General features: G+C 70.0%; 14 protein-coding genes. 5 read left to right on the forward strand and 9 right to left on the reverse strand.

All coding sequences use genetic code 11. The features are described 5' to 3' along the window. Nucleotides 1-84: 84 nt before the first annotated feature. From CJ226_RS11980 to dut, 4 genes are all read right to left on the reverse strand, one after another. Nucleotides 85-2,964, reverse strand: coding sequence for an aconitate hydratase (locus CJ226_RS11980; RefSeq protein ID WP_180964590.1), 2,880 nt, complete (start codon nt 2,962-2,964; stop codon nt 85-87). A gap of 108 nt (nt 2,965-3,072) precedes the next feature. Then, complete coding sequence (locus tag CJ226_RS11985; protein ID WP_062634414.1) at nt 3,073-3,807, reverse strand: DUF3159 domain-containing protein; 735 nt, start codon at nt 3,805-3,807, stop codon at nt 3,073-3,075. Further along, nucleotides 3,804-4,391: a DUF3710 domain-containing protein gene (locus CJ226_RS11990; protein WP_025103569.1), complete on the reverse strand. Its 588-nt coding sequence runs from the start codon at nt 4,389-4,391 to the stop codon at nt 3,804-3,806. The genes CJ226_RS11985 and CJ226_RS11990 overlap by 4 nt, the downstream gene beginning before the upstream one ends. Beyond that, nucleotides 4,388-4,858, reverse strand: coding sequence for a dUTP diphosphatase (dut, locus tag CJ226_RS11995; protein WP_025103570.1), 471 nt, complete (start codon nt 4,856-4,858; stop codon nt 4,388-4,390). The genes CJ226_RS11990 and dut overlap by 4 nt, the downstream gene beginning before the upstream one ends. Before the next feature lie 12 nt (nt 4,859-4,870). Between dut and CJ226_RS12000 the strand changes: the two genes are divergently transcribed. Further along, on the forward strand, nt 4,871-5,335 hold the full coding sequence (locus CJ226_RS12000) for a DUF3093 domain-containing protein (RefSeq protein ID WP_025103571.1): 465 nt from the start codon (nt 4,871-4,873) through the stop codon (nt 5,333-5,335). A gap of 74 nt (nt 5,336-5,409) precedes the next feature. Here the strand turns inward: CJ226_RS12000 and CJ226_RS12005 are convergent, their stop codons facing one another. After that, the gene (locus tag CJ226_RS12005) at nt 5,410-5,703 is read right to left on the reverse strand and encodes a DUF4193 domain-containing protein (RefSeq protein ID WP_025103572.1); all 294 of its coding nucleotides are present in this window, start codon (nt 5,701-5,703) and stop codon (nt 5,410-5,412) included. A gap of 199 nt (nt 5,704-5,902) precedes the next feature. On the opposite strand from CJ226_RS12005, the gene sepH reads away from it, so the two are divergent. Further along, nucleotides 5,903-6,952, forward strand: a complete 1,050-nt coding sequence (gene sepH / locus CJ226_RS12010) for a septation protein SepH (protein ID WP_102209292.1) — start codon at nt 5,903-5,905, stop codon at nt 6,950-6,952. Nucleotides 6,953-6,967: 15 nt separating this feature from the next. Here the strand turns inward: sepH and CJ226_RS12015 are convergent, their stop codons facing one another. Then, nucleotides 6,968-8,089: an alkaline phosphatase family protein gene (locus CJ226_RS12015; RefSeq protein WP_102209293.1), complete on the reverse strand. Its 1,122-nt coding sequence runs from the start codon at nt 8,087-8,089 to the stop codon at nt 6,968-6,970. A 44-nt stretch (nt 8,090-8,133) separates the two neighbouring features. Here CJ226_RS12015 and CJ226_RS12020 point away from each other — a divergent pair, with 44 nt between their 5' ends. Continuing rightward, complete coding sequence (locus CJ226_RS12020; protein ID WP_102209294.1) at nt 8,134-10,575, forward strand: DNA topoisomerase (ATP-hydrolyzing) subunit A; 2,442 nt, start codon at nt 8,134-8,136, stop codon at nt 10,573-10,575. 60 nt (nt 10,576-10,635) lie between these two features. Here CJ226_RS12020 and CJ226_RS12025 read toward each other — a convergent pair whose 3' ends face one another. Beyond that, nucleotides 10,636-12,747, reverse strand: a complete 2,112-nt coding sequence (locus CJ226_RS12025; RefSeq protein WP_025103576.1) for a DNA topoisomerase IV subunit B — start codon at nt 12,745-12,747, stop codon at nt 10,636-10,638. A gap of 181 nt (nt 12,748-12,928) precedes the next feature. Here CJ226_RS12025 and CJ226_RS12030 point away from each other — a divergent pair, with 181 nt between their 5' ends. After that, nucleotides 12,929-13,147 carry a hypothetical protein gene (locus tag CJ226_RS12030; RefSeq protein WP_025103577.1) on the forward strand — a complete coding sequence of 73 codons (219 nt, stop codon included), beginning with the start codon at nt 12,929-12,931 and terminating at the stop codon, nt 13,145-13,147. A gap of 26 nt (nt 13,148-13,173) precedes the next feature. On the opposite strand, the gene CJ226_RS12035 is transcribed toward CJ226_RS12030, so the two are convergent. Next, nucleotides 13,174-14,211, reverse strand: a complete 1,038-nt coding sequence (locus CJ226_RS12035; protein ID WP_102209335.1) for an alanine racemase — start codon at nt 14,209-14,211, stop codon at nt 13,174-13,176. Between the two features lie 11 nt (nt 14,212-14,222). Continuing rightward, on the reverse strand, nt 14,223-14,927 hold the full coding sequence (locus CJ226_RS12040; protein WP_257996639.1) for an alanine racemase: 705 nt from the start codon (nt 14,925-14,927) through the stop codon (nt 14,223-14,225). 84 nt (nt 14,928-15,011) lie between these two features. On the opposite strand from CJ226_RS12040, the gene CJ226_RS12045 reads away from it, so the two are divergent. Further along, on the forward strand, nt 15,012-16,028 hold the full coding sequence (locus tag CJ226_RS12045) for a sugar-transfer associated ATP-grasp domain-containing protein (RefSeq protein ID WP_025103580.1): 1,017 nt from the start codon (nt 15,012-15,014) through the stop codon (nt 16,026-16,028). The last annotated feature ends 141 nt before the right edge of the window (nt 16,029-16,169 follow it).

A 16,169-nucleotide genomic window follows, 5' to 3' on the forward strand; every position in this document is an offset into this window, starting at 1 on the left:
GCCGGGAATCCCCCGAGGGCGGGAGACCCTTGACACGCCGAAGGGGCCCGTGTCCGTGGACACGAGCCCCTTCGCGATCGCGGCTCAGACGAGCGAGCGCAGCACGTACTGCAGGATGCCGCCGTTGCGGTAGTAGTCCGCCTCACCGGGGGTGTCGATGCGGACGACCGCGTCGAACTCGACGGGCTGCTTGCCCTCGGGCGAGTGCTCGCTCGGGGTGGCGGTGACCTTGACCGTCTTCGGGGTGACGCCGTTGTTGAGCTCCTCGAGTCCTGTGATCGAGACGATCTCGGTGCCGTCGAGACCCAGCGACTCCCAGCTCTCGCCGGCGGGGAACTGCAGCGGGACGACGCCCATGCCGATGAGGTTGGAGCGGTGGATGCGCTCGAAGCTCTCCGTGATCACGGCCTTGACGCCCAGGAGGCTCGTGCCCTTGGCCGCCCAGTCGCGGGACGAGCCGGAGCCGTACTCCTTGCCGCCGAAGACGACGAGCGGGGTGCCCTGCTCGGCGTAGTTCATGCACGCGTCGTAGATGTACGACTGCGGGCCGCCCGGCTGCGTGAAGTCGCGGGTGTAGCCGCCCTCGACGACCTGTCCGTCGTTCACGGCCGAGACCATGAGGTTCTTCAGGCGGATGTTCGCGAACGTGCCGCGGATCATGACCTCGTGGTTGCCGCGACGCGAGCCGAAGGAGTTGAAGTCCTTGCGGTCGACGCCGTGCTCCGTGAGGTACTGGGCCGCGGGGGTACCCGGCTTGATGTTGCCGGCCGGCGAGATGTGGTCGGTGGTGACCGAGTCGCCGAGCGTCGCCATGACGCGTGCACCCTCGATGTCCTTCACCGGGGTGAGCTCCATCGTCATGCCGTCGAAGTACGGGGCCTTGCGCACGTACGTCGAGTTCTCGTCCCACTGGAACGTGTCGTCGTCCGGCGTGGGCAGGTTGCGCCAGCGCTCGTCACCGTCGAACACGGTGGCGTACTGCTTGATGAACTGGTCGCGCGAGATCGACGAGTCGACGATCTCCTGGACCTCTTCCGGCGACGGCCAGATGTCCTTGAGGAACACGTCGTTGCCGTCCGCGTCCTTGCCGAGCGCGTCGGTGTCGAAGTCGAAGTGCATCGAGCCGGCGAGGGCGTACGCGATGACCAGCGGCGGGCTGGCCAGGTAGTTCATCTTCACGTCCGGGCTGATGCGGCCCTCGAAGTTGCGGTTGCCCGAGAGGACGGCCGTGACCGCGAGGTCGTGCGAGTTGATCGCCTCGGAGACCTCTTCGATCAGCGGACCGGAGTTTCCGATGCAGATGGTGCAGCCATAGCCGACGGTGTAGAAGCCGAGGCCCTCGAGGTCCTTGTCCAGACCCGACTTCTCGTAGTAGTCGGTGACGACCTTCGAGCCGGGGCCGAGCGTGGTCTTCACCCAGGGCTTCTGCTTGAGGCCCTTCTCCCGCGCCTTGCGGGCGAGGAGGCCGGCGGCGATCATCACCGACGGGTTGGACGTGTTGGTGCACGACGTGATGGCCGCCAGGGTCACGGCGCCGTTGTCGAGGATGTACTTCTCACCCTCGGGGGTCGTGACCGGCACGGGGTTCGACACGTTGGCCGGCGCACCGCTGCTGATGTGCACGGGACGCGTGGTCGGCTCCTCCTCGCCGGGGACCTGACCGGGGTCGGACGCCGGGAAGGAGTGCTTGGACTCGAGGTCGACGATGTCGTCGCTGGTCGAGGCCGTGGCGTAGTTCAGGATGTCCTGCTCGAACTGCGTCTTCGCCTCGGAGAGGAGGATGCGGTCCTGCGGGCGCTTCGGGCCGGCGATGGACGGGACGACCGTGCCGAGGTCGAGCTCCATGTACTCGCTGAAGACCGGCTCGTGGGAGGCGTCGTGCCAGAGCTTCTGCTCCTTGGCGTAGGCCTCGACGAGCGCGACGGCCTCCTCGCTGCGGCCGGTGAGGCGCAGGTAGTCGAGGGTGACGTCGTCGATCGGGAAGATCGCGGCGGTCGAGCCGAACTCGGGCGACATGTTGCCGATCGTCGCGCGGTTGGCCAGCGGCACCGAGGCGACGCCCTCACCGTAGAACTCGACGAACTTGCCGACGACGCCGTGCTTGCGCAGCATGTCGGTGATGGTCAGCACCACGTCGGTCGCGGTCACGCCGGCGGGGATCTCACCCGAGAGCTTGAAGCCGACGACGCGCGGGATGAGCATCGACACGGGCTGGCCGAGCATCGCGGCCTCGGCCTCGATGCCGCCGACGCCCCAGCCGAGCACGCCCAGTCCGTTGACCATCGTGGTGTGCGAGTCGGTGCCGACACAGGTGTCGGGGTAGGCCTGGAGGACGCCGCCGTTGGTGCGGTCGTAGATGACCTTCGCCAGGTGCTCGATGTTCACCTGGTGGACGATGCCGGTGCCGGGGGGCACGACCTTGAAGTCCTGGAACGCGGTCTGGCCCCAGCGGAGGAACTGGTACCGCTCGCCGTTGCGCTCGTACTCGATCTCGACGTTGCGCTCGAGGGCGTTCTCGGTGCCGAAGAGGTCGGCGATGACGGAGTGGTCGATGACCATCTCGGCCGGCGAGAGCGGGTTGATCTTGTTCGGGTCGCCGCCGAGCGCCGTGACGGCCTCACGCATCGTGGCGAGGTCGACGATGCAGGGCACGCCGGTGAAGTCCTGCATGACCACGCGCGCCGGCGTGAACTGGATCTCCGTGTTGGGCTCCGCGTTGGCGTCCCACGACCCGAGCGCCTCGATCTGCGCCTTCGTGACGTTCGCGCCGTCCTCGGTGCGAAGCAGGTTCTCCAGGAGGACCTTGAGGCTGAAGGGGAGCTTGTCGAAACCGGGCACCGTGTCGATGCGGAAGATCTCGTAGTCGGTGCTGCCGACCGTCAGGGTGCTCTTGGCACCGAAGCTGTTCACCGTGGACACGAATCCGTCTCCTTCTATTCGGATGGGAGCGACAGGCGCCTCCATCTTGCTCGCCGGTGCGGCCGCGCGGCTAGCAAGGGGGACCTAACCAGTCTGCTCCGCGCTGGTCACCGGCGAAAGCCCGTGATTTATCTTGATGTCGAGATAAATCTATCACGCCGCCGCGGGGTCGTCGTGCGACGACGCGCGGGGATAGAGCGCACGGACGACCAGCCAGGTCACCGCGATCAGGGGCGCGAACAACGGCAGTCCCATCACGAGCTTGAGGGTTCCGAGAGCGGTGACGTCGCCGGCCAGGTACAGCGGGAACTGCACGATCAGTCGGGCGAAGAACAGCGTGGCCCAGGCGATGCCCAACCAGAAGAAGGCCCGCCGCTTGCGACGGTCCGCACGCCAGGCGGTTCCCTCCCCCATGAGGAAGCCGACCGCGAGACCGATGACGGACCAGCCGATGAGCGCCGAGACGAGGATCGCCGAGCCGTAGACCGCGTTCGTGATGAGGCCGGGGACGAAATTGTCCTCGCCGCGGCCCGTCCACAGGGCCAGACCGGCGGCGGCCACGGCCGCGATCAGCCCGCCGAGGGCGGCCGACGGCGGCGACTTCTGCATCAGCCGGACGACGGTGAACACGGCGGCCAGACCGACGGACACTCCGAGGGGCAGCAGCAGGGGCTCCGGCCGAAGGGTGAACAGGATCACGAACGCGAGGCTCGGGAGCACCGACTCGAGGATCCCGCGCCAGCCGCCCATGGCCGACCAGACGACCTTGTGCGTGCTCGCGCTCTCGGACGGGTCGAGCCCGGCCTTGCGCGCGGCGCCGCCGAGTGCTGCTCCGAGGATCTCCGACGCGCTCTGCGTGCGCGGCTCCTCGGCGTCCGGCGTGGTCACGCGGAGCCCGGCGTCGCCGGCATCTTCAGCGGGATGAGGTCGCGCGGCGGCATGGGCGCTCCCCCGCGGACGACGACGATCGAGCGGAAGAGGTCCTCGACCTTCGCCGCCGCCTCCGGGTCGGACGCGGCCGCGCCGCCGATCACACCGCGCAGGAACCAGCGGGGCCCGTCGATGCCGATGAAGCGCGCGAGGCGCAGGCCAGAGCCTTCACTGGCGGTCGCGGGCACCTCCGCGAGCAGCTCCTTGCCGAGCGGCCCCTCCCGCTCCTCGACGCGACCGCCCTGCGCCTTGACCTGGTCGCGCAGCTGGACGCGCGTCTCGTCCCACAGACCGCCGCTGCGCGGAGCCGCGAACGGCTGCACCTGGAGCGACGACTCGGCGTAGTCGAGCCCGACCGCCACGATGCGCTTGCTCTGCTCCTCCACCTCGAGCCGCAGGTTCAGTCCCTCGCGCGGCAGGATCTTGATCCCGCCGAGGTCGATGTACGGGCGGACGGGGTTCGCCTCGGAGTCGTCGAACGGGCCCTCGGTGGCGCGGTTCTCCGGCGCCGACTTGGAAGGAGTCTCGTTGCTGTCGGTCATTTCGCCTGTCCTGCTTCGTTCTCGGGGGTCTGTGCCTGGTAGCCGGTCGAGCCGAATCCGCCGGCGCCGCGAACGCTGTCCGGCAGCTCGTCGACCGGGAGGAACCGGGCACGGGTGACGGGCATCACGATGAGCTGTGCGATGCGATCGCCGACGGCGACATCGTACGCGCTGTGGATGTCCGTGTTGATCAGACTGACCTTGATCTCGCCCCGGTAGCCGGCATCGACGGTGCCGGGAGAGTTCACGATCGAGATGCCGTGCTTCGCCGCGAGACCGCTGCGGGGCACCACGAAGGCCGCATAGCCGTCCGGCAGCGCGATGCGTACGCCGGTGGGGACGAGAGCGCGCTCCCCCGGCTCCAGCCGCACGGCCTCGGCGGCGACGAGATCGGCTCCGGCGTCACCCGGATGCGCATAGCCGGGGACCGCTGCGGCGATAATGGGGACATCAACGGAATCGGTCACCCCATGAGGCTAATGCAGAACCCCGCAACGGACGCACGTCCCCGCTACCACGAACGCCTGGCCCCCAGCCTGTGGCTGCTGGTCACGATCGCCCTGGCGGGACCGATGGTGTCCCTGATCTTCGTGCCGGTCGGCTCGACCTTCGCGCTGCTGCTCGGCGGAGCGGTGTCCGCGCTGCTCGTGGTGGCGGCCATCGCCCTGGCTCCGGTCGTCTCGGTGCAGGACGGCGTGCTCCGCGCCGGACCCGCCCACATCGACGTGCGCCACCTCGGCGAGCCGGTGGCGCTGACCGGCGACGAGGCACGGGCCGCACGAGGACCGGAGCTCCCGGCTCGCGGGTGGCACCTCATCCGCGGCGGCATCGACGGTGTCGTCGTGGTGCCGAACATCGACGAGGCAGACCCCGTCATCGCGTGGACGATCTCGACCAGGACGCCCGATCGGCTCGCCGCGGCCATCCGCGCGGCGCGGGGCTGACCGCCCTCCGGAGAAACGACAGCGCGCCCCTGACCGGAGGTCGGGGGCGCGTGAGGCGTCGCGCAGAGGGCTGCTCAGGCAGCGCACTCCTTGCAGATGGGGCCATCGGGTCCCTCGTGGTCGAGCTGCGAGCGGTGCTTCACGAGGAAGCAGCTCATGCAGGTGAACTCGTCCTGCTGCGCGGGCAGCACGACGACATCCAGCTCGAGGTCGGAGAGGTCCGCGCCCGGGAGATCGAAGTTCGACGGGTTGTCGGAGTCCTCGTCTCCGGTCGTGCCGGACAGCTTGTCCGGCACACGCTCCTTGAGGGCTTCGATCGACTCGGAGTCGTCTTCACTCTTTCGGGGAGCGTCGTAATCGGTTGCCATGCGGTGAATCTCCACTTTCATGGTGCGAGTGGGCGGGTGCGCCGTCGGGTAATCGGCGGCCATAGTTTGCATGACCGGCGGGCGTTTCGCAAATGCCCTCCCATGCGACAGGGCAAACTCACGGCACGCCCGCCGTATTCCCTCTCCCGACGCGTCTCCCGTGACACCATGAACGCACACCCATCAGAGGGGCATTCGCATGGAAAACGTCACCATCGTCGGCACAGAAGCAGGAGTGCTCGTCCTCGCGACCGAGGCGGGCGAGCGGTTCGCGCTGCCCATCGACGCCGTGCTGCAGCGGGAGATCCGCCGCGCGACCCGCCAGGCCGAGCCGGCGGCGCAGAAGCTCGCCGCGAGTCCGCGGGACATCCAGGCGCAGATCCGCGCCGGTCTCACCGCCGCCGAGGTCGCGGAGCTCCTCGGGATCAGCGTCGACGACGTCGCACGCTTCGAGGGCCCCGTCCTCGCCGAGCGGGAGCACATCATCGGGCAGGCGCTCGCCGTCCCCGTCCTCATCGGCAGCGAGGTCGAGCCCGACGCGCAGCCGACGTTCGGCGCCGCGGTGCGCGCCAAGCTGGCCGAGGTGGGCGCGTCGTCCGAGCGCTGGGCGAGCTGGAAGGAGGAGTCCGGCTGGATCATCAAGCTGGAGTTCTCCGCCAACGACGTCGAGCACGACGCGCGCTGGAGCTTCGACCCTCGACGGAGCGCCCTCTCGCCGCTGAACGCCGACGCCACGCAGCTCTCGCGACAGGGGTCCCTGCCGGAGGGCCTGATCCCGCGACTGCGGGCCGTGGAGGCCGACCGCGCCGCCTCGCCCTACAAGGACGACAGCCGCTTCGACTCCGGCGCCTTCGGACCGCGCCTGGTCCCGGCCCCCGCCGCCGAGGCAGAGGAGCCGGCGCAGCCCGAGCGCTCGGCGCCAGCGGTCCAGGACGCCGCGATCAACCGCGCCCCCGACGCCGCCTCGACGAGCCCCGAGACCGCCGATCTCCTCGAGGCCCTGCGCCGTCGCCGCGGACAGCGCGAGGCGGCGCCGATCGAGCACGCGATCGAGGACGTTCAGGACGACACCGACCCGATTGCCCTCTTCGTCGCATTGGAGGAGCCGGACGACGAGCCCGCGGCCCCGGAGCCCCCGCCTCGTCAGCCGTCCTCGAACGACGCCGGCGACAGCGGCGGCCGTCGGCGGCGCCGCAACGCCATGCCGTCGTGGGACGAGATCGTCTTCGGAGCACGCACCGACGAGTGACCGCGGTCGCTCGCGTCAGGAGGCGAAGGCGCCGAGCCGCAGGAACGGCACCCTGGTCTCCTCCGGGGTGAGTGCGCCATGCTGCCCGATCATGCCGCGGTTGCGCTGGTCCTCGGCGGTGCCGTCGTAGAGCGCGCGCACACCCGTGGCGGCGATCAGCACGTCACCGATCCGGGGCCGGGCGTCGTCGCTGACGACGGGGCCGAAGAGACCGGCCCGCAGCGCCTCTTCCCGGGTGGCTACCTCGGCCACCCCCTCCAGATCCCGGCGCAGACGCATGGCCAGCACCGCGGTGTCGGTGTCCGGCTCCCGGTACAGGTGCAGCATGCGGGGCTCGCCCCCGACGTGCCGGATGCCGACGAGATGCTCCTCCTCGAGCACGACCTGCCGATGGGACGGTACGTCGACCATGCCGTGATCCGATGTCACCACCACGCCCACGCGCGGCGGGACGCGGACCGAGAGCGCGCCGTCGATCCGCTCCAGCGCGGTGACCCATTCCGCGGAGGCCACCCCGTGCTTGTGCCCCGCCTTGTCGACCTCGGGCAGGTAGCAGTAGACGAGGGAGCCCGGATTCTCCGCAGCCAGCGCGTAGGAGGCCTCGACCCGTTCCTCCGGCGTCGCCGCGGGGACGAATGTCGCGCCGCGGAGGGTCGCATGTGTGAAGCCGCTGTGCGCGTAGGCCGCCAGCCCCACGGCGAAGGCCGGCCGGCCCGTCGCCGCCATGCGCTCGAACACCGTGGGGGCGGCCTGCCAGGTGAGCGGGTCCAGGCCGTCCGTCTCCCACCCGCTGAGCTGATTCACGAGGACATCCCGCTCCGGATCCCGGACGCGATAGCCGACGAGACCGTGCTCCCCCGGCCAGACTCCGGTGGTGAGACTCGTGAGGGCGGCCGCCGTCGTCGTCGGGAAGACCGTCTGCGCGATGTCCTTCTTCGTCATCGTCGCGGTGAGCGAGCGGGCGTGACCGGCGTGCCCGCGGAGGCTGATCGCTCCGAGGCCGTCGATCACCACGAGCACGGCCGAATCGACGCGCGGCAGCGTGGCGGATTCGCCGCGGAGAGCGGCGCACAGGTCGTCCGCCACCCCGACGACGCTCCGGGCGCCCGGCGGAGCGGACGGTAGCATGAAGGACATCCGAGCCAGTCTGACACAGGCTCCCGTACGCCCTCAGGAAGTCCATGCCGAAAACCCCGCCGCCCGAGCCTGTCGAGGAACGCATCCAGGACATCGATCTCTCTCACGAGATGCAGGGCTCCTTCCTGGAGTACGCGTACTCCGTCATCTACTCGCGGGCACTCCCGGACGCCAGAGACGGCCTCAAGCCGGTGCAGCGGCGCATCCTGTTCCAGATGGCCGAGATGGGCCTGCGCCCGGACCGCGGCCATGTGAAGAGCGCCCGCGTCGTCGGCGAGGTCATGGGAAAGCTGCACCCCCATGGCGACTCGGCGATCTATGACGCGCTCGTCCGCCTCGCGCAGGAGTGGGCCCTCCGGGTGCCGCTCGTCGACGGTCACGGCAACTTCGGATCCCTGGACGACGGCCCCGCCGCCGCGCGGTACACCGAGGCGCGTCTCGCCGCCCCCGCGCTCTCGCTCACCGAGAACCTCGACGAGGACGTCGTCGACTTCATCCCGAACTACGACGGCCAGTTCCAGCAGCCGGCTGTGCTGCCCGCGGCGTTCCCCAACCTGCTCGTCAACGGTGCCAGCGGCATCGCGGTGGGCATGGCGACCAACATGGCGCCGCACAACCTCATCGAGGTCGTCGCCGCGGCGACCCACCTGCTCGAGAACCCGGACGCCACCACCGAGGACCTCATGGAGTACGTCCCCGGTCCCGACTTCCCGTCGGGCGGGATCCTCATGGGGCTCGACGGCGTGAAGGACGCCTACACGACGGGTCGCGGCGCCCTCAAGGTTCGCGGACGCACGTCGATCGAGCCGCTGGGCCCCCGGCGCACGGGCATCATCGTGTCGGAGCTGCCCTACATGGTCGGTCCGGAGCGTCTCATCGAGAAGATCCGCGACGCGGTGCAGGCGAAGAAGCTGCAGGGCATCAGCGACGTCACCGATCTCACCGACCGCAACCACGGCCTCCGCGTCGCCATCGGGATCAAGACCGGTTTCGATCCGAACGCCGTGCTGGAGCAGCTCTACCGGCTCACCCCGCTGGAGGACTCCTTCAGCATCAACAACGTCGCCCTCGTCGACGGCCAGCCCCGCACCCTCGGGCTCAAGGAGATGCTCAGCGTCTACGTCGGCCACCGCATCGAGGTCATCACCCGCCGCAGCCGGTACCGTCTCGCCCGCCGGGAGGAGCGCCTGCACCTGGTGGAGGGTCTGCTCATCGCGATCCTCGACATCGACGAGGTCATCCAGGTCATCCGGTCGTCGGACGACACCGAGCAGGCCCGCACCCGGCTCCGGTCCGTGTTCGACCTCAGCGAGCCGCAGGCCGAGTACATCCTCGAGCTGCGGCTGCGACGTCTGACCAAGTTCTCGCGCATCGAGCTCGAGGCGGAGCGCGACGCCCTCCTCGCGGAGATCGCGTCGCTGCGCGAGCTGCTCGCCAGCCCGGCCCTGCTGCGCGCGGCCGTCGCCCGGGAGCTGGACGCCGTGGCCGAGGCGTACGGGACGCCGCGGCGCACCCTGCTGATGAACGCGGCCCCGCCGAAGCCCCGTGCGACGAAGGGCGCCGTCGACCTGCAGATCGCCGACGCGCCGACCACCGTCGTCCTCTCGACGACGGGCCGCGCCGTGCGCGTGGACCTCGGCGAAGGACAGGAGCTGACGGCTCCGGCCCGGCGGAGCAAGCACGATGCCATCCTCGCGACGGTCGAGACGACGGTCCGCGGCGAGGTCGGGGCGCTCACCAGCACGGGACGCGTCGTCCGCTTCTCCCCCGTGGACCTGCCCTCGGTGCCGGGCACCTCGGTGCAGCTCGCCGCGGGGACTCCGCTTCGCGACTACCTGGGGATCGCGGCCAAGGGCGAGCGCATCCTCGGGTTCGTCCGTTTCGACAGCGAGACCCCCGTCGCGCTCGGCACCGCGCAGGGCATCGTGAAGCGCATCGTGCCGTCGACCCTGCCCGTGCGGCCCGACCTGGAGGTCATCGCCCTCAAGACCGGAGACTCCGTGGTCGGGGTGGCCGACGCGGAGGATGACGCCGACCTCGTGTTCCTGACGACGGATGCGCAGCTGCTGCGGTTCTCGGCCTCGACGGTCCGCCCCCAGGGCGCGCCGGCCGGTGGCATGGCGGGCATCAAGCTCGGCTCGGGCGCCTCTGTCCTCTTCTTCGGCGCCGTCCGCCCGGACACCGACGCCGTGGTCGCCACGGTGTCCGGCGCGGAGAGCATCCTGCCCGGCACCGATCCCGGCCGCGCGAAGGTCTCGGCCTTCACGGAGTACCCGTCGAAGGGCCGCGCGACCGGTGGCGTCCGCGCCCACGCCTTCCTGAAGGGCGAGGACCGCCTCACCGTCGCCTGGGTCGGCCCGAGCCCGGCGCTGGCCGTCGACCCGACCGGCGCGGTGCGCAAGCTGCCGGACGTGGGGGCACGACGCGACGCCTCCGGTCAGCCGATCGACGGCGTCATCGGCAGCATCGGCCGCACGCTCGTCTGATCCGTTCCACGAAGAAGGGGACCCGGCCGCGCCGGGTCCCCTTCTTCGTGACTTCTGCTCTCAGGCGTCGATGGACTCGCGGGAGAGCTGGTCGGCGGAGTCGATGATGAACTCCCGCCGCGGGGCGACCTCGTTGCCCATGAGCAGTTCGAAGACGCGGCCCGCCGCCTCGGCGTCCTCCATCCGGACGCGGCGGAGCAGGCGACCGGAGCGGTCCATCGTCGTGTTCGCGAGCTGCTCGGCGTCCATCTCGCCGAGACCCTTGTAGCGCTGGATCGGCTCGTGCCAGCGCTTGCCGGCCTTGCGGAGCTTCGCGAGCAGCGCGTGCAGCTCCTGCTCGCTGTAGGTGTAGATCGTCTCGTTCGGCTTGGATCCCGGGTTGATGACGATGATCCGATGCAGCGGCGGCACGGCGGCGAACACCCGTCCGTGCTCGATGAGCGGCCGCATGTAGCGGAAGAAGAGCGTGAGCAGGAGGGTGCGGATGTGCGCGCCGTCGACGTCGGCGTCGCTCATGAGGATGATCTTCCCGTAGCGTGCGGCGTCGATGTCGAAGGTCCGCCCGGAGCCGGCCCCGATCACCTGGATGATGGACGCGCATTCGGCGTTGGACAGCATGTCGCCGACCGACGCCTTCTGCACGTTGAGGATCTTCCCGCGGATCGGCAGCAGCGCCTGGAACTCGCTGTTGCGCGCGTTCTTCGCCGTGCCGAGGGCCGAGTCTCCCTCGACGATGAAGAGCTCGCTGCGCTCCACGTCGTTCGTCCGACAGTCGACGAGCTTGGTCGGCAGGGTGGACGACTCGAGCGCGTTCTTCCGGCGCTGCGTCTCCTTGTGGGCGCGTGCCGACACGCGCGCCTTCATCTCGGAGACGATCTTGTCGAGCAGCTGCGTGGCCTGGCTCTTGTCGTCGCGCTTGGTGGAGGTGAAGCGCTGCTGGAGGTCCTTGCGCATCACCTGGGCCACGATCTGGCGCACGGCGGGCGTGCCGAGCACCTCCTTCGTCTGACCCTCGAACTGCGGCTCCGGCACGTTGACCGTGAGGACCGCGGTGAGGCCGGCGAGGACGTCGTCCTTCTCCAGCTTGTCGTTGCCGACCTTGAGCCGGCGGGCGTTCTGCTCGACCTGGCTGCGGAGCACCTTCAACAGCTCCTGCTCGAAGCCCTGCTGATGCGTGCCGCCCTTCGGGGTGGAGATGATGTTCACGAAGGAGCGGATGCGGGTGTCGTAGCCGGTGCCCCAGCGCAGGGCGATGTCGACGGCGCAGACGCGCTCGACCTCGGTCGCCACCATGTGCCCGTCCGGCTGCAGGACCGGGACGGTCTCGGTGAACGTGCCCTCCCCCTGGATGCGCCAGGTGTCGGTCACCGGCGGGTCGACCGCGAGGTAGTCCACGAACTCGGAGATGCCGCCCTCGTAGAGGTACGAGGTCTCCACGGGGCCGGTCGGCGCACCGTCCTCCCCCACCCCGGCGCTCGCGGCGCGCTCGTCGCGCACCACGATCTCGAGCCCGGGGACCAGGAAGGCCGTCTGACGCGCCCGCGTCTCGAGCTCGGCGAGCTGGAACGCGGCGTCCTTGGTGAAGATCTGGCGGTCGGCCCAGTACCGCACCCGGGTGCCGGTGACGCCACGCGGCGCCTTGCCGACGACGCGCAGCTCGCTGTTCTCCTCGAACGGGGTGAACGGCGCATCGGGCCGCTTCTCCCCCGAGTCCTGGAAGATGCCGGGCTCACCGCGGTGGAAGGACATCGCGTAGGTCTTGCCGCCGCGGTCGACCTCGACGTCGAGGCGCTCGGAGAGGGCGTTCACGACCGAGGCGCCGACGCCGTGCAGACCGCCCGATGCCGCATAGGAGCCGCCGCCGAACTTCCCTCCGGCGTGCAGCTTCGTGTAGACGACCTCGACGCCGGTCAGACCGGTTCGCGGCTCGACGTCGACGGGGATGCCGCGACCGCGGTCGTGCACCTCGACGCTGCCGTCGTCGTGGAGGATGACGTCGATGCGCGAGCCGTTGCCGGCCACTGCCTCGTCGACGGAGTTGTCGATGATCTCCCAGAGGCAGTGCATGAGCCCGGGCGAACCGTTCGAGCCGATGTACATGCCGGGGCGCTTGCGGACCGCTTCGAGTCCTTCGAGCACCTGGAGATGATGGGCGGAGTACTCGGCATTCACAATCTCCGAGTCTATTCGCGGGAGGGAGCCGCCCCTCGCAGACACTCCCCGGGTCGCCGCGTTCGCGGGTGCGCGCGTACGCGCTGAGCGAAACACGCCGTCGACCGGGCATGCCCCCAGGTACAGCGTGGTTGTATTGAGCACGACCAACAAGGACGCCGACACCCGAGGAGGCCCCGAGATGAATGCAACGACCGAACGTGAGACCTCCGCTGTCGAGTACCGCCTGACCGCGATGGACCGCTGCGACTCGTGTGGAGCGCAGGCCTACATCGCCGCCGAGGTCAACGGTTCCGAGCTGCTCTTCTGCGCCCACCACGGCCGCAAGTACGAAGAGAAGCTGCGCAGCGTGGCCACGAGCTGGCACGACGAGACCGCTCGTCTCATCGAGACGGTCTGATCAGCGCCTGAGCCGGCCGAACCGGTTCAGTCCACGACCCTCCGCCGAATCCGCGGACCGAGGCGGGTGAGGATCTCCTCGCCCACCGTATCGATCCGCTCGGCGAGGGTCGTTGCTGTCTCCTCCCCCTGTGCGCCGGGGCCGAAGATCGTCACCTCGTCGCCGACCGCCATCCCCGGCCAGCCTTCGACGGTCATCGTGGCGACATCGATGGTCGAGACCGCACGCGAGCCGGCGGGGGTGCCCACCGTCATCCCGGTCAGCGTGGAGGGGACGCCGTCCAGACTCCCGACGGCGACGATCGCGCTCTCGCCCTCCACCCGCACGACCGGCGCGACGAGACGCGCCGCGGGACGGACCCCGTCGAGGTCCGGACCGTCCGCCGAGCGGATGCCGTAGCAGAATGCGCCGATCCGCGACACGGTCCCGCGCAGCTCGGGTCGCCACCAGGACGCGGCGGAGGCCGTGAGGTGCACAGACGCCGGCTCCGGCCCGGTCAGGCCGACCTGCCGGACGGCGTCGAGGAACACGGCCTGCGCCTCGTCGTCCTCGGCGTCGCTCGCCTCGGCGATGTGGCTCCAGACCCCGACGAGGACGAGTGCGCCGGAGCGCTCGGCGTCTCGGGCTTCGGCGACCGCGGCCGCCCAGTCCTCCGGGCGCACGCCGTTGCGGTGCAGCCCGGTGTCGATCTTGAGGTGGATCCGTGCGCGCACGCCGAGGACCTCCGCCCGTGCGGCGATGCGCCGGAGATACTCGACCGTGCCGACGCCGAGCTCGATGTCCTGCAGGAGCGCCTCGTCGATCTCCTCATCGGTCGAGGTCGCCCAGGCGAACACCGTCACCTCTCCGCCCGCGATGCGCCGGACCTCGACGCCTCCGCGCACGTCATAGCTGCCGAACGAGGTCACCCCGGCCTCGAGGGCCGTCTCGACCGCCCAGCGGAGCCCGTGGCCGTAGGCGTCGTCCTTGAGGACCAGCATCAGCGTGGAGTCGCCGAGGCGGTCACGGACCGCCGCGATGTTCGTGCGGAAGACGGCGCTGTCCAGACGCAGTTCGGGGCGCATCGGGCCTCCCATCATGCCTCCCATCCGCGCACGGCGTGCGCACCCGGGACCGCGACGAGCTCGGCCGGGGTCATCCGAGTGAGCTCCGCCCAGCGCGCGATGGCGCCGGAGGCGGGTCCGGTCCCTCCGAAGTAGGTCACCGCGTCGCCCACCTCCGCGGGGGCGCCCTGGAGGTCGATGACGCAGACATCCATCGCGACACGCCCGACGATGGGGTGCAGCGCGCCGTCGATCTCCACGTCCGCGTGGTTGCCCAGGGCCCGGACGACGCCCTGAGCGTAGCCGCCCGTCACGAGCGCGACCGTGGTGTCCGCCGCCGCCCGGAAGGTGTAGCCGTACGAGACGGCCTCTCCCGCCCGCAGGCGCTTGGTGGACATGACACGGCCGACCAGGCGCATCACCGGAGGCGTCGTCGGGAGGCCCTCCGCGGACGGCAGCCCGTAGAGGAGACCGGGATCGAGGTCCGGCTCCCTGGTGGTCGTGGCGGTGATGCCTTCGAGACGGAGCGCCTCGACCTCTCCGGGAGAGTCCACGAGGACCTCCTCCGCTCCCGCCGCGGTCACCGCCTGGGCGACGGCGAGCAGACCGTGACCCCACGCATCGCGCCGGAGGTCGGCCCGGCGACCCCCCGCCCGGATCGCCGCGGACGCGCCGGCAGCGAGGGCCGAACGCGAGATCATCGCCTGCGGAAGCGCACTCGAACTCGTGTCACACACGTGCTCCAGCCTAGCTTCCGCGCTCCCAGGAGCCTGGGGGCTCCCCGCGTAGACTGGGACGTCGATCCCTAGACCCGGAGCTTCATGTCTCGTCTTTCTCTCGCGCCCCGCATCCGCTACCTCCTCGGCCGTGCCCGCCGCATCGACGTCGGTTCCGTGTTCGAACGTGCCAAGGAGGCCTCGGCCCAGCATCACCGGCCCGTGCCCACGATCGTCGCCGACATGCTCTGGTCGGCGGCCCGTCACAACGTCGGCTTCCAGGACTACATCGACTACGACTTCGCGATGCTGAACCGCGCCGAGCGCGAGACGTACATGACGCACCCCGTGTCCAACCAGCTCTCGCAGAAGTACGACCACCCCGACTTCCGCTGGATCTTCCAGGACAAGATCGAGTTCAACCGCAAGTTCTCCGCGCACCTGCACCGCGAGTGGATGGTGGTCGAGGAGGGGAACGCCGACGAGGTCCGCGCCCTCACGGAGCGCCTCGGCACGATCGTCACGAAGGAGCCGGTCGGTCAGGCCGGCACCGGTGTGCACCGGTATCACGCGGCCGACATCACGGACTGGACCGAGTTCCACCGCGGCCTCCTCGATCGCGGCGAGCTGCTGATCGAAGAGGTCATCCGTCAGCACGACGACCTGGCGGCGGTATGCCCCGGGACCGTGAACACCACGCGCATCACCGCGTTCTTCGACGGCGAGAAGGCGCACATCCTCGCGATGGCGCAGAAGTTCGGCCGCGGCGCGGTGAGCGACCAGATGACCTTCGGCGGCTTCTACACGATGCTCGACGAGAACGGGCACGCGGTGGGCGCCGGCTACGACTCGCACGGCCACGTCCACGAGACGCACCCGGACTCCGGGTTCCGCATCGCCGACTTCCAGCTGCCGTACATGGACGAGGTGCGCGCGTTCATCGATCAGGTCGCGCGCGTCGTACCGCAGGTGCAGTACGTGGGCTGGGATGTCGTCGTGACCCCGGACGGCCCCGTGCTCGTCGAGGGCAACTGGGGCGCGGGCGTCTACGAGAACAAGCCCAGCGTCACCGGGATCCGCACCGGCCACAAGCCGCGCTACCGCGAGGTCATCGGCTTCTGACCCTTCGACAGGCTCACCCTTCGACAGGCTCAGGGACCCAGCCTGGGTCGCTGAGCCTGTCGAAGCGTCGACCCGGCCCTTTACATACGAACCGGCCCCTTGCGTTCGCACGCAAGGGGCCGGTTCGTTCGTAAAGGGGTG

It is taken from the genome of Microbacterium sp. UMB0228, assembly GCF_002871415.1.
In the GTDB taxonomy this organism is placed as follows: Bacteria; Actinomycetota; Actinomycetes; order Actinomycetales; family Microbacteriaceae; genus Microbacterium.